The 18,475-nt window shown below is 63.4% G+C and carries 17 protein-coding genes; 13 read left to right on the forward strand and 4 right to left on the reverse strand.

The window, feature by feature from the left end:
* Window positions 1-41 precede the first annotated feature (41 nt).
* Window positions 42-497: a flavodoxin gene (locus KI243_RS05375; RefSeq protein ID WP_017126493.1), complete on the forward strand. Its 456-nt coding sequence runs from the start codon at window positions 42-44 to the stop codon at window positions 495-497.
* On the opposite strand, the gene KI243_RS05380 is transcribed toward KI243_RS05375, so the two are convergent.
* Window positions 478-1,374, reverse strand: a complete 897-nt coding sequence (locus KI243_RS05380) for a LysR family transcriptional regulator (protein WP_017126492.1) — start codon at window positions 1,372-1,374, stop codon at window positions 478-480. The two genes, KI243_RS05375 and KI243_RS05380, sit on opposite strands and share 20 nt — an antisense overlap.
* Before the next feature lie 96 nt (window positions 1,375-1,470).
* Between KI243_RS05380 and KI243_RS05385 the strand changes: the two genes are divergently transcribed.
* From KI243_RS05385 to KI243_RS05410, 6 genes are all read left to right on the forward strand, one after another.
* Window positions 1,471-1,857 (forward strand): CidA/LrgA family protein, encoded by a 387-nt coding sequence (locus KI243_RS05385; protein ID WP_212810585.1) that lies wholly within the window; start codon window positions 1,471-1,473, stop codon window positions 1,855-1,857.
* A complete protein-coding gene (locus KI243_RS05390) occupies window positions 1,847-2,533 on the forward strand; it encodes an LrgB family protein (protein ID WP_042935423.1) in 687 nt (228 codons plus the stop codon). Before KI243_RS05385 ends, KI243_RS05390 begins: the two co-directional genes overlap by 11 nt.
* A 150-nt stretch (window positions 2,534-2,683) precedes the next feature.
* Window positions 2,684-3,466, forward strand: a complete 783-nt coding sequence (locus KI243_RS05395) for a class II aldolase/adducin family protein (RefSeq protein ID WP_042935457.1) — start codon at window positions 2,684-2,686, stop codon at window positions 3,464-3,466.
* Window positions 3,466-4,368: an alpha/beta hydrolase gene (locus KI243_RS05400; protein ID WP_177119268.1), complete on the forward strand. Its 903-nt coding sequence runs from the start codon at window positions 3,466-3,468 to the stop codon at window positions 4,366-4,368. The genes KI243_RS05395 and KI243_RS05400 overlap by 1 nt, the downstream gene beginning before the upstream one ends.
* Before the next feature lie 120 nt (window positions 4,369-4,488).
* Window positions 4,489-5,400, forward strand: a complete 912-nt coding sequence (locus KI243_RS05405) for an SDR family oxidoreductase (RefSeq protein ID WP_017126487.1) — start codon at window positions 4,489-4,491, stop codon at window positions 5,398-5,400.
* A gap of 208 nt (window positions 5,401-5,608) precedes the next feature.
* The gene (locus KI243_RS05410; protein WP_177109527.1) at window positions 5,609-6,016 is read left to right on the forward strand and encodes a hypothetical protein; all 408 of its coding nucleotides are present in this window, start codon (window positions 5,609-5,611) and stop codon (window positions 6,014-6,016) included.
* A 46-nt stretch (window positions 6,017-6,062) separates the two neighbouring features.
* Here the strand turns inward: KI243_RS05410 and KI243_RS05415 are convergent, their stop codons facing one another.
* Window positions 6,063-6,587 (reverse strand): hypothetical protein, encoded by a 525-nt coding sequence (locus tag KI243_RS05415; protein ID WP_212810586.1) that lies wholly within the window; start codon window positions 6,585-6,587, stop codon window positions 6,063-6,065.
* Window positions 6,588-7,261: 674 nt separating this feature from the next.
* On the opposite strand from KI243_RS05415, the gene KI243_RS05420 reads away from it, so the two are divergent.
* A complete protein-coding gene (locus KI243_RS05420) occupies window positions 7,262-9,046 on the forward strand; it encodes a DUF1302 domain-containing protein (RefSeq protein ID WP_177109525.1) in 1,785 nt (594 codons plus the stop codon).
* 23 nt (window positions 9,047-9,069) lie between these two features.
* Window positions 9,070-10,437 carry a DUF1329 domain-containing protein gene (locus KI243_RS05425; RefSeq protein ID WP_212810587.1) on the forward strand — a complete coding sequence of 456 codons (1,368 nt, stop codon included), beginning with the start codon at window positions 9,070-9,072 and terminating at the stop codon, window positions 10,435-10,437.
* 168 nt (window positions 10,438-10,605) lie between these two features.
* Here KI243_RS05425 and KI243_RS05430 read toward each other — a convergent pair whose 3' ends face one another.
* Window positions 10,606-11,385: an N-acetylmuramoyl-L-alanine amidase gene (locus tag KI243_RS05430; protein WP_177085539.1), complete on the reverse strand. Its 780-nt coding sequence runs from the start codon at window positions 11,383-11,385 to the stop codon at window positions 10,606-10,608.
* Between the two features lie 248 nt (window positions 11,386-11,633).
* On the opposite strand from KI243_RS05430, the gene KI243_RS05435 reads away from it, so the two are divergent.
* Window positions 11,634-14,183: a LuxR C-terminal-related transcriptional regulator gene (locus tag KI243_RS05435; protein ID WP_212810588.1), complete on the forward strand. Its 2,550-nt coding sequence runs from the start codon at window positions 11,634-11,636 to the stop codon at window positions 14,181-14,183.
* Between the two features lie 12 nt (window positions 14,184-14,195).
* On the opposite strand, the gene KI243_RS05440 is transcribed toward KI243_RS05435, so the two are convergent.
* A complete protein-coding gene (locus KI243_RS05440; RefSeq protein ID WP_212810589.1) occupies window positions 14,196-14,993 on the reverse strand; it encodes an IclR family transcriptional regulator in 798 nt (265 codons plus the stop codon).
* 179 nt (window positions 14,994-15,172) lie between these two features.
* Between KI243_RS05440 and hmgA the strand changes: the two genes are divergently transcribed.
* From hmgA to maiA, 3 genes are read left to right on the forward strand one after another with little or no spacing between them, the layout of a single operon-like run.
* Window positions 15,173-16,471 (forward strand): homogentisate 1,2-dioxygenase, encoded by a 1,299-nt coding sequence (hmgA, locus tag KI243_RS05445; protein ID WP_212810590.1) that lies wholly within the window; start codon window positions 15,173-15,175, stop codon window positions 16,469-16,471.
* A 3-nt stretch (window positions 16,472-16,474) separates the two neighbouring features.
* On the forward strand, window positions 16,475-17,779 hold the full coding sequence (fahA, locus tag KI243_RS05450; RefSeq protein ID WP_177108620.1) for a fumarylacetoacetase: 1,305 nt from the start codon (window positions 16,475-16,477) through the stop codon (window positions 17,777-17,779).
* Between the two features lie 12 nt (window positions 17,780-17,791).
* Window positions 17,792-18,430, forward strand: a complete 639-nt coding sequence (maiA, locus tag KI243_RS05455; protein ID WP_177108621.1) for a maleylacetoacetate isomerase — start codon at window positions 17,792-17,794, stop codon at window positions 18,428-18,430.
* Window positions 18,431-18,475: the final 45 nt, after the last annotated feature.

Below are 18,475 nucleotides of genomic sequence, written 5' to 3' on the forward strand. Positions count from 1 at the left end.
GTTAATATCCTACGCTTTTACTCTGCTCCAGGATCAGATTGATGAAAGTCGCCATCCTTTCCGGCTCGGTCTACGGCACGGCCGAAGAAGTCGCCCGTCACGCCCAGCGGGTTCTCGAAAAAGCCGGCTTCGAGGCCTGGCACAACCCCCGCGCCACCCTGGCCGATATCCAGGCCTTCGCCCCGCAGGCCTTCCTGGTGGTGACCGCCACCACCGGCATGGGCGAGTTGCCGGACAATGTCCAGCCGCTCTATTCGGCCATTCGCGACCAACTGCCGGCGGCCTGGCGTGGCCTGCCCGGCGCGGTGATCGCCCTGGGCGATTCGTGTTATGGCGACACCTTCTGTGGCGGTGGCGAGCAGTTCCGCGAGTTGTTCGCCGAACTCGGCGTGCATGAGGTCCAGGAAATGCTGCGCCTGGACGCCAGCGAAACGGTCACCCCGGAAACCGATGCCGAGCCTTGGCTGGCCGGGTTCATCAGCGTATTGCGGGGCTGACCGGGCGTTCGCGCAACAGCGCCAGCCAGGCCTTGGCGGCTTGCGACAGGTAGGCGTCACGCCGCCAGATAAACGCGATATCCCAGCGCAGGTCGGCGGGTGAGCTCAAGGTCAGGCGCACCACGCCGGGCCTGACCAGCGAACGGGCGACCACGCTGGGCATCAGCGCCACGCCTTGCCCGGCGGCCACCAGCGCGGCGAGAAAATCCGCCTGGCCGCTGCGTCCGCTTTCCTTTGGCGTGAAACCCAGCCGTTCGCAGGCCTGGATCAACCGATGGTTGAGCACGAAACTGCGCTGGTAGAGCAGGAACGGCGTGTCGGCCAGTTGTTCCAGGCGAATCGAACCTTCCTCGGCCAGCGGATGATCGATCGCCAGCAGGACATCCAGCGGTTCGTCACAGAACGGCTGGTAGTCGAACGCCGGGTTGCTCGGCTTGAGGCCGCCGCCCAGTTCGAGTTCGCCACTGAGGATCGCCGGCTCGATGCTCAGGCTGCCGCCTTCGAACAAGTGGATATTGATGTTCGGATACCGCCGCCGGTATTCGGCAAACAACCCGGCGAACAAGGTATCGCCGCCCAGTTGCGGCAGGCCGAGGCGCAGTTCTCCCCGCGCCAGCTGGCTCAGGTCGTCCAGTTCATGCAGCAGTCCGCTGCGCAACCGCAGCATCTCCTCGGCCCGTTGCAGCACCACGCTGCCGGCGGCGGTCGGGCGCACCTGCGCGCCCTGGCGATCCAGCAGCACCACGCCAAGACTGTGCTCCAGTTGCGCGACCTGCTTGCTCACCGCCGACTGGCTGACGTGCAAGGTCCTGGCTGCCTGGGTGAAGCCGCCCTGGTGAACCACCTCGACAAAACTGCGCAGCTGTTTGAATTCCATTCGCCAATTCCAATGTGGAATGAGCTTCAGTCTAACAATTCGCTTTTGAGATGGCAGGGGCAACTCTAAAATTGTCTCACTGAGGCCCCGAACACCATGAATCGATCCCTGTTGAAAAAAAACGGCCGTCTGCTCGCCGAACTGTCAGTGCTGGTCGGCCTTTACCTGCTGGGCGGACAACTGGCGGCCTGGGCCGGGTGGCCGATCCCCGGCGGCGTGATTGGCCTGGGGATACTGTTGCTGGCGTTCGCCGCGGGCTGGATCAAGCCGGCTGCCCTGCAACTGGGCGCTGGCTGGCTGCTGGCGGAAATGCTGCTGTTCTTCATTCCGGCGCTGATGAGTCTGCTGGACTACGGCGCGATGCTGCGCGAGAGCGGCTGGCGGATCCTCCTGGTGATCCTGTGCAGCACCTTGCTGGTGATGCTGGCGACGGCGCTGACCGTCGAACTGGTGTGCCGCTGGAGCGACCGCCGTGAAGCCTGAGTGGATGTCGCTGTTCTGGCTGGCGCTGACCCTGGCGGCCTACGGCCTGAGTCGCTGGAGTTACCGACGCACCGGGCGCTACCTGTTGTCGCCGCTGATCCTGGTGCCGATCATCCTGCTGGCGGTCGCCGTCCCGCTGCACACCGCCTACGCCGAGTATTCGCGCGATACCCACTGGTTGATCCTGGTGCTGGGGCCCGCCACCGTAGCGTTTGCGGTGCCGATCTGGCAGCAGCGCCGATTGCTTGCCCGGCACTGGCCGGCCCTGCTGCTGGGTATGCTCGCGGGCAGCGTGGCGTCCATCGCCAGTTCCTACGGGCTGGCCCGGGCCCTGTCCCTGGACAGTGACCTGACCCTGTCGCTGGTGCCCCGTTCGATCACCACCCCCTTCGCCATGCCGCTGGCCCGGGACCTGGGCGGCGTGCCGGAATTGACGGCGGTGTTCGTGCTGGTGACCGGTGTCTGTGGTGCCATGATCGGCAGCGTGCTGCTCAAGTGGCTGCCACTGCGCAGCAGCCTGGCGCGGGGGGCTTTGTTCGGTGTCGGGGCGCATGGCGCCGGGGTCAGCCGGGCCCGCGAAGTGGGCGGCGAAGAAGGCACGGTCGCGGGGCTGGTGATGGTCCTGACCGGCCTGCTGAACCTGTTTGCCGCGCCCTTGCTGGAGGCCGTGATCTGATACGCAGTTGAACTGTCTTGTACAGAATGCGCCACTGACCCGCAGGGTCATCAAGCTGGCTGGCAATGCAACTCCGTCGCGGCGACGGGCTGACTAGACTGTTTGGCAACCGAGCAGAATAAAAAACAGAACAATGCCGAGGTCAGTACCGTGAGCGTAGCCCCTGTTGCAGCCCCCGCGAATCTCAAGGATCAGGTCAGTGCCGCCGAGTGGCAGACCCGCGTCGATCTGGCGGCCTGTTATCGCCTGGTGGCGATGCATGGCTGGGATGACCTGATCTTCACCCATATCTCGGCCAAGGTGCCGGGCACCGAAGACTTCCTGATCAATCCCTACGGGTTGATGTTCCACGAGATCACCGCGTCGAGCCTGGTGAAGGTCGACCAGGCCGGCAACAAGCTGATGGACAGTCCCTACGAGATCAACCCGGCCGGCTACACCATCCACAGCGCCATCCATGAAGTCCGCCATGACGTCACCTGCGTGCTGCATACCCACACCGCCGCGGGCGTGGCGGTTTCGGCCCAGCAGCAGGGCGTCCTGCCCATCAGCCAGCAGTCGCTGTTCGTCCTGTCGAGCCTGGCCTACCACGCCTATGAGGGCGTGGCCCTGAACCACGAGGAAAAGGCCCGTCTGCAGGCCGACCTGGGACCGAACAACTTCCTCATGCTGCACAACCACGGTCTGTTGACCTGCGGTGCGAGCATCGCCGATACCTTCCTGATGATGTTCACCTTCCAGCGCGCCTGCGATATCCAGGTCCTGGCGCAAAATGGCGGGGCGCAGTTGATCGCCATCGAGCCGCAGATCCTCGCCGGGGCGAAGGCGATGATTGCCGGGGTGACCCGTAGCGCCCAGGGCATGGGCGGCGCCCTGGCCTGGCCGGCCCTGTTGCGCAAGCTCGACCAGCAAGACCCCGGGTTCAGACTCTGATGCCACTGGCCGAGATTCCCCTGTGCGTCTGGCGCAAACGCGGACAGGACTTCGTGTTTCGCGGCCATTGCATCCGCTACTGGGCGGCGGGGCAGGGCGAGCCGCTGTTGCTGATCCATGGCTTTCCCACGGCCAGCTGGGACTGGCATTACCTGTGGAAGCCCCTGTCGCAGCGCTATCGGCTGATCGCCTGCGACATGCTCGGTTTCGGCGATTCGGCCAAACCGCTGGATCACGACTACAGCCTCCTGGAACAGGCCGACCTGCAGCAGGCGCTGCTTGCCCACCTGGGGATCGACCAGCCGGTGCACCTGCTGGCCCATGACTATGGCGACAGCGTCGCCCAGGAACTCCTGGCCCGGCATTACGAAGCGCGGATCGACATTGCCAGCTGCGTCTTCCTCAATGGCGGGCTGTTCCCGGAAACCCATCGTCCGGTGCTGGCGCAGAAACTGCTGCTCAGTCCGCTGGGCTGGTTGCTGGGGCGTGCCTTCAGCCGCGATGCGCTGGTCAAGAGTTTCAGCCGGATCTTCGGCCCGAAGACGCGTCCCAGCGAAAGTGCGCTGGATGATTTCTGGAGCCTGGTGGAGAGCAACCAGGGCCCGCGGATCCTGCACAAGTTGATCGGCTACATTCCCGAGCGGCGGGCGCGGCGCGAGCGCTGGGTCAGCGCCATGCAGCGTGGCGCAGTGCCGTTGCGGGTGATCGACGGGGCCTTCGATCCGATCTCCGGGGCGCATATGGTCGAGCGTTACCGCCAGCTGATTCCCGACCCGGACACCGTGCTGCTGGCGGGTATCGGCCATTATCCGCAGACCGAGGCACCGGTGCAGGTGCTCAAGCATTACCTGGCGTTCCGGCAGCAGTCGGTGTCGCTGCCACCGCGCCAGGCCTGTTCCTGACGGACGGACTATCCCTCTGCCTTATCGCGCACCATTCAGCCCCAGCCGTATTTATTGTGACCCGCTGCCCCGTGTCCGACACTCAAGGTCTATTCCCATCGCCCCCGGCTGGAGACCTGTATGAGTGAGTCTGTGCGCTTCGAAGATAAAGTGGTGATCGTCACCGGTGCCGGCGGCGGCCTGGGCCGTGCCCATGCACTGCTGTTCGCCCGCCATGGCGCACGGGTGGTGGTCAACGACCTCGGCGGCTCGGCCCATGGCGAGGGCGCCAACGCGTCGGCGGCGGATCGGGTGGTGGCCGAGATTCGCGAAGCCGGCGGCACCGCGGTGGCCAACCATGACTCGGTGACCGATGGCGACAAGATCGTGCAGAATGCCCTGGATGCCTTCGGTCGTGTCGATGTGGTGGTGAACAACGCCGGTATCCTGCGGGACAAGACCTTCCTCAAGATGGACGACGCCGACTGGGACCTGGTCTACCGGGTGCATGTCGAAGGTGCCTACAAGGTCACCCACGCCGCCTGGCCGCACCTGCGGGAGCAGAATTACGGACGGGTGATCTTCACCGCCTCGACCTCGGGTATCTATGGCAACTTCGGCCAGTCCAACTACGGCATGGCCAAGCTCGGGCTCTATGGCCTGACCCGCACCCTGGCCATCGAAGGGCGCAAGAACAATATCCTGGTCAACGCCATCGCCCCCACGGGTGGCACGCGCATGACCGAAGGCCTGATTCCGCCGCAGGTGTTCGAACTGCTCAAGCCCGAGCTGATCAGCCCGCTGGTGGTGTTCCTCGGCAGTGAACAGTGCCAGGAAACTTCCGGTCTGTTCGAAGTCGGCGGCGGCTGGATCGGCAAGACCCGCTGGGAACGCAGCCTGGGCGCCGGGTTCGACCCGCACAACGGTTTCGCGGTGGAGGATGTCGCGGCGAACTGGGAAAAGATCTGCAACTTCGAAGGCGCCGTGCATCCGCAGGATACCCCCGAGGCGCTGCGGCAAATGATGGCGAATCTGCAAAAATATACGGCCTGAACCTTCCTCCGGTTCCGAGAGGGTGATCGTGAAAAAGGGAGGCGCGTTGGAAGTGGTGGTCTGAAGCAGGAGACGGCCTACGATTAAGTCGGATAGGTAAGGAATGTACAACTAGGGTGTGAATTGATTCCGTTTCTGGTGCGAGCTGCATAACGCAGCCGCGTGCATCGAGCGATGCGCCACTGAAAACGAAATGGAGTACTCACCTATGTTTGTTAAATACTTGCCACTGGTTATTGCTGTTGCCCTGGTGCCACAGACAGGAGCCGCCTCTGCGCAAAAGTCGCCTCTGACAGAGGCGACGTTCCCCAATTGCCTGATCAATCAGGGAACCATCCATCAAGGGATTGTCATGCCGGGGGAGACGATGGTGGTTCATGGTCCTTATACCTCGACCTGTGATGACCGATTTCATGACATCCGGATTCGGACACTGGGTGGAGCGTTGACCTACATACGTATCGAAAAACTTACTGGTAGTGATTGGTTTTTGGTGCGTGAGGGACCTTCGGATATACAGGAAAAATTAGGTGTTGGGACCTTTCGGGTGGTTATTGATAATCAGCTGGGAGAGACGGCTATACGCTATAAAGGAACATTCTCCGTACCACTGTAGGTAAAGCGACCCGCCTCCTCTTTGTATGGAGGCGGGTTGTTGATAATTAGACTGTTATATCTATCAGGTTGTTGTTTTTTTGGATTTTCGAATACTCTTGAAGCCCCTTCAATACGGTTAGTATGAATTTTTGCTTGGGGATCATATCTTTGGCGACGGCGTAGCCACCGTTTACCATTTCGGTGACTGCGTTAAGCTGCTTTTTTGTCTCAGTCACGGCATCGAGTTTTGTATCGCGATTTATTTGAGTTCCCTGTGCATTGTATTGTGACCCTATTGCTCCGAGCAGAATGACTCCAGTCATATCTAGCAATCCAGTCTGGTACAGTGCTAACCCTATAGCGTGAAGTTCTCTGTTTGACGTGCTATTTCCATTGAAGTCGCTCAGGTCAAGCTTCAGCTCCTTGAGCTGTTCGGTGATGGGGATATCTGTATCTGCCCAAAATTGCCTAAGTCGGGCGCTGGCATCTTCTTCTTCCCTCGTGTACCCGCTTGAAGTCTTGAACTCATCCCTGACGTGATGCACATAGGGCGCGACTCGATTCATCACCCTGTTGACGTAGTCAAACATAGTGACTCTCCTGAATGATTTATGACGAGAGTCCTATCGGGAAGAAAATCTGAATCTTTATGCGATATGACAGTTAAAGGCCTTGAGGTCGGCAAAAGAGAGTTTAGCTACAGTGGTTCGTTATTATTCCTACTCGTTTATAGGAATTGAATTGCGCGACCATAAAAAAAGCCGCTGCAAACGCAGCGGCCAAGGGAAGACGTTTGATCAAGGAGCTACAAATCAACGTCAGTGAACAGCGCGATGATGACCCGCCAACCCTGGGGCGGATATCGAAAAACGTTCAGCCGCGACGGCCAGGACAACCCTCAGTGCAGAGCCGGTGACTCGATGCCGGAACCTGTCTCGAAGTTTCAACCCTTCAAGCCATTCCTTCTGAAAGCCAGGTAAGAATAAGCAATTGTGGCTGTCTGAAAAAGCGCGCTTCGTGACAATCACTGTTGCATTCGCAGTAACAGTCGCTGGCGGTTGCCCCGAGGTCGGTCCGTGTGCCGACGACCTTCATCCATCCCCGCTATGGCCTGCCATCCAGCGTTTCGATGGTGCCCTGCAAGCCCGTGCCGGTGCGGGCATTCATCCTTTGGAGGTACAACGCGAATACCTCCTTGGTGCGCTTATCGCTCCCGCTGGCGGTGGGTAGGGTGAAGGCTTCTGTCACTCACCGGGGAAGACGCATGACAAAAACAACAATGCGCGCCATCTTCACGCCGCAGGCGCTGGCTATCGCCGTGGCCCTGGGCGCCAGCGCCCAGGCCAACGCGGTTTCGTTCAACATCGGCGAGATCGAAGGGAAGTTCGACTCTTCCCTGTCGGTCGGCGCGAGCTGGGGCATGCGCGATGCCGACAAGAAACTGGTAGGGGTTACCAACGGCGGTACCGGGCAGGCCTCCACCGGTGATGACGGGCGCCTGAACTTCAAGAAGGGCGATACCTTCTCGAAGATCTTCAAGGGCATCCACGACCTGGAACTGAAATACGGCGATACCGGTGTGTTTGTTCGTGGCAAGTACTGGTATGACTTCGAACTGGCCGACGGCGACCGCCCGTTCAAGGACCTCAGCGACCATCATCGCGACGAAGGGGCACGCTCTTCCGGCGCGCAACTGCTCGACGCCTTTGTCTACCACAACTACTCCATCGCCGACCTGCCGGGCACCGTGCGCCTGGGCAAGCAGGTGGTCAGCTGGGGCGAAAGCACCTTTATCGGCAACTCCATCAACAGCATCAACCCCATCGACGTCTCGGCCTTCCGCCGGCCCGGCGCCGAGATCAAGGAAGGCCTGATCCCGGTCAATATGTTCTTCGCTTCCCAGAGCCTCACCGATGCGCTGACGGTCGAGGGCTTCTACCAGTTGAACTGGGAAAACACCGTGGTGGACAACTGCGGGACCTTCTTCGGCAACGATGTGGTGCAACACGGGTGCAACAACAACTACACCGTCGGCAGCCCGGCCATCGCGCCGTTGCAGCCACTGGCGGCTGCCTTTGGGCAGGGCTTCGAGGTCACTCCAGAGGGCGTTGTGGTACAGCGCAGCAACGACCGCGAGGCTCGCGATGGCGGTCAATGGGGCATGGCCTTGCGTTGGCTGGGCAGTGACACCGAATACGGCCTCTACTTCATGAACTACCACAGCCGGACGCCGACTGTGGGCACCACCACCGCAGGCCAGAGCACCATCAATTCACTGGGCAGCATCCTGCCGTTGGCACCGGCTGCTGTCCGCAGCGGCCTGGCGCAAAGCATCATGCTGGGACGTGGTCAGTACTACCTCGAATACCCGGAAGATATCCGTCTCTACGGCGCCAGCTTCTCCACCACGCTGCCGACCGGCACCGCCTGGAGTGGCGAGATCAGCTATCGTCCCAACGCCCCGGTGCAACTCAACACCACCGACCTGACCCTGGCGCTGGTCAATCCGATTGCCGGCGGCACCGCCTCGCCGATCAGAACCACGGCCGGCTCCGACAACACCGGCTATCGCCGCAAGGAAATCACCCAGGCGCAAACCACCCTCACGCAGTTCTTCGACCAGGTCATGGGCGCCGATCGCCTGACCCTGGTGGGCGAGGCCGGGATCACCTACGTCGGTGGCCTGGAGTCCAAGGACAAACTGCGCTACGGGCGTGACTCGGTCTACGGTGCGTACGGCTTCCAGGGCGATACCGGCGGCTTTGTCACCGCCACCTCCTGGGGCTACCGCGCCCGGGCGATCCTCGACTACAGCAACGTGTTCGCCGGGGTCAACCTCAAGCCCAACCTGTCCTGGTCCCATGACGTCAAGGGCTACGGTCCCAACGGCATTTTCAACGAAGGCGCCAAGGCAGTGAGCATCGGTGTCGATGCCGACTACCGCAACACCTACACCGCGAGCCTCAGCTACACCGACTTTTTCGGTGGCCGCTACAACACCCTGACCGACCGTGACTTCCTCGCGCTCAGCGTCGGCGCGAACTTCTGATCAAGGCTGAAAAGGACTACTTTATGCGTAAGATGATCCTGCAATGCGGCGCCCTGGCCCTGAGTCTGCTGGCGGCCAACGTGATGGCGGCGGTTTCCCCGGAGGAAGCGGCCAAGCTCGGCACCACCCTGACCCCGATCGGCGCGGAAAAGGCCGGCAATGCCGACGGCTCGATCCCGGCCTATACCGGCGGCATCCCGAAAAATGCCGGCGCGGTGGACAGCAAGGGCTTCCTCGCCGACCCGTTCGCCAATGAAAAGCCGTTGTTCGTCATCACCGCGGCCACCGCCGACCAGTACAAGGCCAAGCTCTCGGACGGCCAGTTGGCGATGTTCAAGCGTTATCCGGAGACCTACAAGATCCCGGTCTACCCGACCCACCGCACCGTGGCCCTGCCGCAAGCGGTGCTGGACTCGGCCAAGCGCAGCGCCCTCAACGTCACCACGATCAACGACGGCAACGGCCTGGCGAACTTCACCGGCAACCGCTACTACGCCTTCCCGATTCCGAAGAACGGCGTGGAAGTGCTGTGGAACCATATCACCCGTTATCACGGTGGCAACCTGCGACGCACCATCACCCAGGCGACGCCGCAGACCAACGGCTCCTTCACCCCGATCACCTTCGAGGAAGAAGCCGCGGTGCCGTCGGAAGTACCCGACCTGGCACCGGACAAGGGTTCCAACGTGCTGACCTTCTTCAAACAGGAAGTCACCGCGCCGGCGCGCCTGGCGGGCAACGTGCTGCTGGTGCACGAAACCCTCGACCAGGTGAAGGAGCCGCGCCTGGCCTGGGTCTACAACGCCGGCCAGCGCCGCGTGCGCCGTGCCCCGCAGGTCGCCTATGACGGTCCGGGTACGGCCGCCGACGGCCTGCGCACCTCGGACAACTTCGACATGTTCTCCGGCGCGCCGGACCGCTACGACTGGACGCTGATCGGCAAGAAGGAGATGTACATCCCCTACAACAGCTACAAGCTGGACTCGCCGACCCTCAAGTACACCGATGTGATCAAGGCCGGCCATATCAACCAGGACCTGACCCGCTACGAGCTGCACCGGGTCTGGGAAATCGAGGGCACGGTCAAGCCGAGCGAACGGCACATCTATGCCAGGCGCCATATGTACATCGACGAAGACAGCTGGCAGGTCGCGCTGGTGGATCACTACGACGGTCGCGGCCAACTGTGGCGGGTCGCCGAAGGCCATGCGCAGTTCTACTACGATCACCAGGTACCGGCCTACACCGTGGAAACGCTGTACGACCTGATCGCCGGGCGCTACATCGCCCTGGGCATGAAGAACGAAGAGAAACACAGCTTCCAGTTCGGCTTTGTCGGCAAGGCAGCGGACTACACGCCGGCGGCGCTGCGGGCGAGCGGGGTGCGCTAGGCAACGCTTTTTCCCACTGTAGGAGCTGGCTTGCCAGCGAAGGGGCCATCAGCGGCGCTGCAAGTCTCGAGGGCCTCTTCGTGGGCAAGCCCACTCCCACAGTGCTCTGTGCAGCACCCAAGAATCAGCAGCGCCCCTGAACCTGAGTCGGCTTGCCGTGGCCGTCTCTCAGAGCGCCGAGGCGGGGAAGTATTTTTTCACCAGCGCCGCGAGGCGCGCAGCCGTTTCGATATCCATCCTGCCGTCATGGTTGTCGGCCCTGAAGTGCAATTGAAAGGCGCGGATCAGTTGCCACAAGCCCTGCTCCGAGGTCGCTTTCGAGGTGTCGTAGCCATAGGCCTTGAACTGCGCCAGCAAGGTGGCCGGCTGTGGCAGGCCCTGTTCGGTGAAACGGCTGAGATAACTGTCCCTGGTGGTTTCGTCGTACCAGGCGCCGATGCCTGCCTGATACAGCTGCTGCCAGGGAAAGGCCGCGCCCGGATCGCTCTTGCGGCCCACGGCGATATCGCTGTGGCCGACCACATTGACCGGGCTGATGGCGGGGTAGCGCGCCAGGATGTTCAGCGCCAGTTCCTTGACCGCCTCGATCTGCGGCTCGGGGTAGGGCGGGAAGGTGAACTGTCCATTGTCGTCGGTCGCCAGGTTGACGATCTCGATGCCAATGGAGCTATCGTTGAGATTGCTACGGTTGCCCCAGCTACTGGTTCCCGCGTGCCAGGCCCGGTCGTTCTCATTGACCAGGTTGAAGATGTTCTGGGTGTTGAAGCCCGCCGCGATATAGGACGCATCGGCCGGGTCCGGGACGAGGTAGTGGGCGCTGACATGGGGGCCGGTCAGACTGTCGATCGAAGCCTGGAAGTTGCCCGCCGTGTAATGCATCACGAGAAAGCGGACCCGACTGTCAAAACTCCTGGTTGCGCGGTAGGTGGTGTATTTGATGATGTTCATGAGACGAACTCTTTAAGCGTGGAACAAGACAGTAAGGCTTGTGGACTGCGCTGTTTTTAAGAGCTTTCCTTGTGCGGCGTAGGGTGTTTTTGAAATGCCCCTGCGATCCCTCGGGGCGACCCGGCGCGCCGGGCGCGACCGGTCGGTCAGTTTCCTTATGGCCGTCAATCAGTGTGCTGAATACTCATTCAACAAAGCGGCCCATGAGGACTAGGGTGGCGGTATAAAACCAAGAAAAGGCCGCCGCAATGACCGCCATGACCCCGCGTCTGGATCGTCCCGGGTTCTTGCCTCGTTTATCTTCCCGCCATCTGCCGCGCCCACGCCTGAGCACACCCTTGATCGAATCGTCGGCACGGGTGCGCCTGCTCTGTGCCCCCGCCGGCAGCGGTAAGAGCGCCCTGCTCGCCGAATGCCTGTTGCAGGCAGCGCCCAACTGCGGCGTGTGCTGGCTGCCACTGGCCGGCGCCAGCCTGAGCAGCGAGGCCTTCTGTTGCGCCCTGGCCGAGGCGCTGGGCCTGGACGATGCCCGGGATGAAGCGAGCCTGTTGGCCCGGCTGGCCCGCTGGACCCTGCCGACCTGGATCTTTCTCGACGACTACTGCCGCTTGCCCAACCCGGCCCTGGACCAGTTGCTCGATCGCCTGCTGGCGGTCAGCAGCCCGGTCCTGAGCTGGTGGCTGGGCGGGCGGCGACGGCCCCATTGCAACTGGCCCCGGCTGTTGCTGGAAGGCGAACTCTACGAGGTCGACGGCCCGAGCCTGGCTTTCGAGCGCGGCGAGATCGAACGCCTGGTGGTCAATCCGACAGTCCAGGTGTCGGCCCAGTGCATCGACCGGATCGGCCAGTACACCGCCGGTTGGTGCGCGGGTGTGCGGGTCGCCCTGCTGGAGGCGCCGGCGTGGATCACCAACGATCCCGAGGTCGGCTCGCGACGTTCGGCGACGCTGCTCGATTACCTGCAACACGAACTGTTCGATGCCCTGGCGCCCGAGCTGGCCGAAGCCTGGCGCGTACTGGCGCATCTGCCGCGTTTCAATGCCGATCTGTGCGAGCATCTGTTCGGTGCCGGGGAGGGCGCCCAGTGGATGCGCACCCTGCAGGAGCTGGGCTGTTTCATCGAACCCTGGGAAGACTCCACGGAATGGCTGCGGGTCTTCGCGCCGCTGACCCTGCTGCTGCGCGACGAGCCCTGGCCGGCCGGGCGTTCCTGGCATCGCCGCGCCTGCCAGTGGTTCAGTGCCCGGGGCGATTGGCAGGCGGCGGTGGAGCAGGCCCTGGCCGCCGAAGAATTCGAGGTCGCGGCCAGCCTGCTGCACAACTTCACCTTCGACTATCTGTTCCAGGGCCAGAACGTCGCGCTGCTGTTGCGCCTGCACGAGCAACAGCCGGACGAGCTGATGTTCGGCACGCCGCATCTGCTCGGCCTGATCACCACGGCGTTGCTGTTCGCCGGACGTTTCGACGAGGCGGCCCACAGCATCGAACAGATGGCCCGCTTCACCCCGCAACCGTCCGCCGCGGCCCAACGCCAGCTGGTGGCGCGCTGGCAGGCCCAGCAGGGCTGGTTGCTGCACTTGCAGGGGCAGGCACGGTCGGCGCGCGAGCATTTTCTCGATGCCCTCCACGATCTGCCGGCGGCGGCGTGGCCGGCACGGCTGTTCTGCCTGTCGGGGCTGACCCAGCAGGCCCTGCTCAACGGCGAGCTGGAACAGGCCCAGGCGTTGAGCCGCGAGGCCTTGTGCCTGGCGCGCGCCCAGGGGTCGTTGCTGTTCGAGGCATTGCTGGAACTGGATCACGCGCAGTTGCTGGAGCAGCGTGGCGCCCTGCATCGCAGTGAAGCCTTGCTGGATAACGTGCAGGCCCTGTTGACGGCCAAGCGTTACCTGACCGGCCCGTTGCGCGGTCGGGTCGCGTTGCGCCAGGGCCGCATTGCCTTGCGCCAGGGCCGCGACCAGCAGGCCGCCGAGTATTTCCAGGCCGGACTCGACGAATGCCTGCGCAGTCAGGACAAGCGCGCCCTGTACGGTTTCCTCGGCCTGGCGCTGCTGGATGCCAACCACGGCGACTATGCCCAGGCCTTCGTCCGTCTGCGCGATGCCGAGCGACTGATGCAGCAGCGGCATATTCCGGATCTGGTGTACCGCGCGGTGCTGTTGATGATCAGCAGCCATCTCTGGCTGCAACAGGGACGTCCCGAACTGGCGGACGAGGCATTGACCCGGGTGCTGCGCCATTATCGCGGGCCGAACGCGGTGCAGGCGCCACCGGCCACCCTGGAGCTGATTCCACGGCTGGAATACCTGTTGATCCTGGCCCGGGTCTATCAGCGCAAGCCCTGTGCCGGGCTGGAGTCGCTGGCGCAGCTGTTGGCGCAGGCACAGCAGCGGGGCATGCAGGGGATCGAAACGGAAATCCGCCTGGCCCTGGCGGAAGTGGCTTTTCTGGAAGGTCGCAGCGCCCTGGCCAAGACCCATCTCGGCGAGGGGCTGGCGCTGGTCGGCCGCTGCCATCTGCAGCAGGCCTTGCGTGAGCTGCGCCTGCGTCAGCCGGGGATCCTCTCGGCACTGGGCTTCGAGGAAGAACTGATCGCCACGGGGGACAATCCCCTCAGCCAGCGCGAGCTGGAAGTGCTCAAGCTGATCGCCCTGGGCAGTTCCAATCTGGAGATTGCCACCCAGTTGTTCATCTCGCTGCACACGGTGAAAACCCATGCCCGCCGGATCCACAGCAAGCTGGGGGTGGAGCGCCGCACCCAGGCGGTAGCGAAGGCCAAGGCGCTGGGTCTGATGGGGTAATCCCGGGGCCGGTCAGTCCTGTGGCTGATAGCCCATCCGCCAACTGACGGCTTCGCTCGCGGTCAGCAGGCGCTTGGCCGCCGGGCCGTCCTCATCGGCGTGAAACAGCGAGGTCGGGCCGACCACGGTCAACACCGCCGCCACCTTGCCCACGGCGTTGAACACCGGTGCCGACAGCGCATCGACCCCCGGCATCAATAACCCGTGGACAAAATGCAGGCCGCGCCGGCGGATCTGTTCGCAGGTCATGGCATAGGTCGCGGTATCGGCCAGCGGGTGAGGGTGGCCGGCCCTGAGTTCGGCCTCGCGCAGATCGGCGGTCTCGCGATCCGGGAGAAAGGCATTGAACACCAGCCCGGTGGATGAACTGAGCAACGGCAGCACCGAGCCCAACTGCGTCACCACCGTCACCGAGCGCACTGCCGGCTCGATATGCACCACGGTCGCGCCGTGATTGCCCCAGACCGCCAGGAAGCAGCTTTCATTGAGGTCGTCGCGCAACTCCGCCAGGGGCAGCGCGGCCACTTGCAGCACGTCCATGCTGTTCAGCGCCGCCAGGCCGACCCGCAGCGCCTCGCGGCCGAGACCGTAGTGGTTGGTGGCCACGTTCTGTTCGGCGAAGCCACTGGCAATCAGCGCCTGCAGGTAGCGGTGGACCTTGCTCGCCGGCATCTGCACGTGCTCGGCCAGGCGCGACAGCGAGGTGCTGGGCGACAGTTCGGCCAGGGCCTTGAGGATGTCGGTGCCGACCTCGGCCGAGCGGACTTTCTGTTTACCGTTGCTGTCGCTGGTACTGCGCGGCTTTTCCATGGAGGCGATGTGATCCCGGGACGAATGGGCGTCTTTATAGCTTGACGGGCACCGTCAATCAAATTACGTTTTGCATAATCGAATTACGCAATACATAATTTCGCACCGATAAAAACAAACCGACCTTGCTGCATGTCGATGATCGAGGCAGGCAACGGTCCACTCCCTCAGGAGGCTCCATGAACCTCGACTCCACGACGCTGGCCTATCAGTCCGGCTTCGGCAATGAATTCAGCAGCGAGGCGTTGCCCGGTGCCCTGCCGGTCGGCCAGAACTCGCCGCAGAAAGCCCCCTACGGGCTCTACACCGAGCTGTTTTCCGGCACCGCCTTCACCATGGCCCGCAGCGAAGCCCGGCGCACCTGGATGTATCGGATCCAGCCGTCGGCCAATCATCCGGCGTTTGTCCGGCTCGACCGGCAACTGGCCGGTGGCCCGCTGGGCGCCGTGACCCCCAACCGCCTGCGCTGGAACCCGCTGGAGATTCCGGCCGAGCCCACCGACTTCATCGATGGCCTGGTGGGCATGGCGGCCAATTCGGGCGCGGACAAACCGGCGGGCATCAGCATCTACGGCTACCGTGCCAACCGTTCGATGGAGCGGGTGTTCTTCAATGCCGACGGCGAACTGCTGCTGGTGCCCGAACTGGGCCGCCTGCGTATCGCCACGGAGCTCGGGGTACTGGAACTGCAACCGCTGGAAATCGCCGTGCTGCCCCGGGGGCTGAAATTCCGCGTCGAACTGCTCGATCCCCAGGCCCGCGGCTATATCGCCGAAAACCACGGAGCGCCGCTGCGCCTGCCGGACCTCGGGCCGATCGGCAGCAACGGCCTGGCCAATCCCCGTGACTTCCTCACGCCGGTGGCCCGTTACGAAGACCTCAAGCAAGCGACCACCCTGGTACAGAAATTCCTCGGTGAGCTGTGGGGCTGCGAACTCGATCATTCGCCGCTGAACGTGGTCGCCTGGCACGGCAACAACGTGCCGTACAAGTACGACCTGCGCCGCTTCAATACCATCGGCACGGTCAGCTTCGATCACCCGGATCCGTCGATCTTCACCGTCCTGACCTCGCCCACCAGCGTCCACGGCCTGGCCAACCTCGACTTCGTGATCTTCCCGCCGCGCTGGATGGTGGCCGAGAACACCTTCCGGCCGCCGTGGTTCCACCGCAACCTGATGAACGAATTCATGGGCCTGATCCAGGGCGCCTACGACGCCAAGGCCGAAGGTTTCCTGCCGGGCGGGGCCTCCCTGCACAGTTGCATGAGTGCCCACGGCCCGGACGGCGAAACCTGCAGCAAGGCGATTGCCGCCGACCTGGCACCGAGCAAGATCGACAACACCATGGCCTTCATGTTCGAGACCAGCCAGGTGCTGCGCCCGAGCCGTTTCGCCCTCGACTGCCCGCAGTTGCAGAACAATTACGACGCTTGCTGGGCGACCTTGCCCGCCACCTTCAACCCGGATCGGAGATAACCCATGACTCAACCAACCCTCACGCGCAGCTGGGTTGCGTCTGCCAACGGGCACGCCGACTTCCCGTTGCAGAACCTGCCTCTGGGCGTGTTCAGCCGCCAGGATTCGACCCCGCGCAGCGGCGTGGCCATCGGCGAGCATATCTTCGATCTGCAAGCGGGCCTGGAGGCCGGTCTGTTCGACGGGGCCGCCAGGGCCGCGGTCGAGGCCACCCGGGGCGGCCAGTTGAATGCCTTCTTCGCACTCGGTCGCAGCGCCCGCGTGGCCCTGCGCGAGCGCCTGCTGGAACTGCTGGGTGAAGGCAGCGAACTGCGCGGCCGGATCGAAGCCCAGGGCACGAACCTGCTGCCGCTGGCGGCGGATTGCGTAATGCACCTGCCGGCCAGGATCAGCGACTACACCGACTTCTACGTCGGCATCGAACACGCGCAGAACGTCGGCAAGCTGTTCCGTCCGGACAATCCGCTGCTGCCCAACTACAAGTACGTGCCCATCGGTTACCACGGCCGGGCCTCGACCATCCGCCCGTCCGGCACCGATGTGCGCCGTCCCAAGGGCCAGACCCTGCCGGCCGGGCAGAGCGAACCGGTGTTCGGCCCCTGCGCGCGCCTGGACTACGAGCTGGAGCTGGGGATCTGGATCGGCCAGGGCAATGCCATGGGCGATTCGATTGCCATTGCCGACGCGGCGGAACATATCGCCGGTTTCTGTCTGCTCAACGACTGGTCGGCGCGTGACGTGCAGGCCTGGGAATACCAGCCGCTGGGGCCGTTCCTGTCGAAGAGCTTCATCACCAGCATCTCGCCCTGGGTGGTGACCGCCGAGGCCCTGGCCCCGTTCCGCCGGGCCCAGCCGCCACGCCCGGCCGGCGACCCGCAGCCGCTGCCGTACCTGTTCGATCAACACGACCAGGAAAACGGTGCCTTCGATATCGAACTGGAAGTGCTGTTGCTGACCGAATCGATGCGCGAGCAGCAACTGCCGCCCCAGCGTCTGACCCTTAGCAATACCCGCCACATGTACTGGACCGTGGCGCAGATGGTCGCGCACCACAGCGTCAACGGCTGCCAGCTGCAGGCCGGCGACCTGTTCGGTTCGGGCACCTTGTCCGGCCCTGAGGCCGGGCAGTTCGGCAGCCTGCTGGAGATCACCGAGGGCGGCAAGAAACCGGTGGAGCTGGCTTCGGGCGAAGTGCGCAAGTTCCTCGAGGACGGTGACGAAATCATCCTGCGCGCCCGTTGCAGCCGTGAAGGCTTTGCCTCCATCGGTTTCGGCGAATGTCGCGGCAAGATTCTGCCGGCGCGTTGAGAGGAGCCCGCCATGGAGCTTTACACCTATTACCGTTCGACCTCGTCCTATCGCGTGCGCATCGCCCTGGCCCTCAAGGGCCTGGATTACCAGGCGCTGCCGGTCAACCTGATTGCCGCCGGTGGCGGCGAGCACCGGCAGGCGGCGTACCTGGCGATCAACCCGCAAGGGCGGGTGCCGGCGTTGCGCACCGATACCGGTCACGTGCTGACCCAGTCGCCGGCGATCATCGAGTTCCTCGAAGAGCGTTATCCCCAGGTGCCGCTGCTGTCCCGCGACCTGCCGACCCGCGCCCATGAGCGGGCGGTGGCGGCCCTGATCGGCTGCGACATCCATCCGTTGCACAATGTCAGCGTGCTCAACCTGTTGCGACAGTGGGGGCACGACGAGGAGCAGGTGCAGGCGTGGATCGGGCACTGGATCAGCCAGGGGCTGGCCGCCGTCGAGCAACTGATCGGCGACATCGGCTACTGCTTTGGCAATGAGCCGGGGCTGGCCGATGTCTACCTGATTCCGCAGTTGTATGCGGCCGAGCGCTTCAAGATTTCCCTGGAGGCGTATCCGCGTATTCGCCGGGTTGCCGCGTTGGCGCAGCAGCACCCGGCATTTATCCAGGCCCACCCGGCCAACCAGCCGGATACCCCGGCCTAGCAAGACGCGATCCTGCTGAATCGCCCTCGCGCTCCGGCGTGGGGC

It is taken from the genome of Pseudomonas sp. Ost2 (genome assembly GCF_018326065.1).
In the GTDB taxonomy this organism is placed as follows: Bacteria; Pseudomonadota; Gammaproteobacteria; order Pseudomonadales; family Pseudomonadaceae; genus Aquipseudomonas; species Aquipseudomonas gingeri.

Bases quoted from the DNA above. Each gene is read 5' to 3' on its own strand.
- KI243_RS05375 (WP_017126493.1), top strand. From the start codon at position 42: ATGAAAGTCGCCATCCTTTCCGGCTCGGTCTACGGCACGGCCGAAGAA.
- KI243_RS05380 (WP_017126492.1), bottom strand. From the start codon at position 1,374: ATGGAATTCAAACAGCTGCGCAGTTTTGTCGAGGTGGTTCACCAGGGC.
- KI243_RS05385 (WP_212810585.1), top strand. From the start codon at position 1,471: ATGAATCGATCCCTGTTGAAAAAAAACGGCCGTCTGCTCGCCGAACTG.
- KI243_RS05400 (WP_177119268.1), top strand. From the start codon at position 3,466: ATGCCACTGGCCGAGATTCCCCTGTGCGTCTGGCGCAAACGCGGACAG.
- KI243_RS05405 (WP_017126487.1), top strand. From the start codon at position 4,489: ATGAGTGAGTCTGTGCGCTTCGAAGATAAAGTGGTGATCGTCACCGGT.
- KI243_RS05410 (WP_177109527.1), top strand. From the start codon at position 5,609: ATGTTTGTTAAATACTTGCCACTGGTTATTGCTGTTGCCCTGGTGCCA.
- KI243_RS05415 (WP_212810586.1), bottom strand. From the start codon at position 6,587: ATGTTTGACTACGTCAACAGGGTGATGAATCGAGTCGCGCCCTATGTG.
- KI243_RS05420 (WP_177109525.1), top strand. From the start codon at position 7,262: ATGACAAAAACAACAATGCGCGCCATCTTCACGCCGCAGGCGCTGGCT.
- KI243_RS05425 (WP_212810587.1), top strand. From the start codon at position 9,070: ATGCGTAAGATGATCCTGCAATGCGGCGCCCTGGCCCTGAGTCTGCTG.
- KI243_RS05430 (WP_177085539.1), bottom strand. From the start codon at position 11,385: ATGAACATCATCAAATACACCACCTACCGCGCAACCAGGAGTTTTGAC.
- KI243_RS05435 (WP_212810588.1), top strand. From the start codon at position 11,634: ATGACCGCCATGACCCCGCGTCTGGATCGTCCCGGGTTCTTGCCTCGT.
- KI243_RS05440 (WP_212810589.1), bottom strand. From the start codon at position 14,993: ATGGAAAAGCCGCGCAGTACCAGCGACAGCAACGGTAAACAGAAAGTC.
- hmgA (WP_212810590.1), top strand. From the start codon at position 15,173: ATGAACCTCGACTCCACGACGCTGGCCTATCAGTCCGGCTTCGGCAAT.
- fahA (WP_177108620.1), top strand. From the start codon at position 16,475: ATGACTCAACCAACCCTCACGCGCAGCTGGGTTGCGTCTGCCAACGGG.
- maiA (WP_177108621.1), top strand. From the start codon at position 17,792: ATGGAGCTTTACACCTATTACCGTTCGACCTCGTCCTATCGCGTGCGC.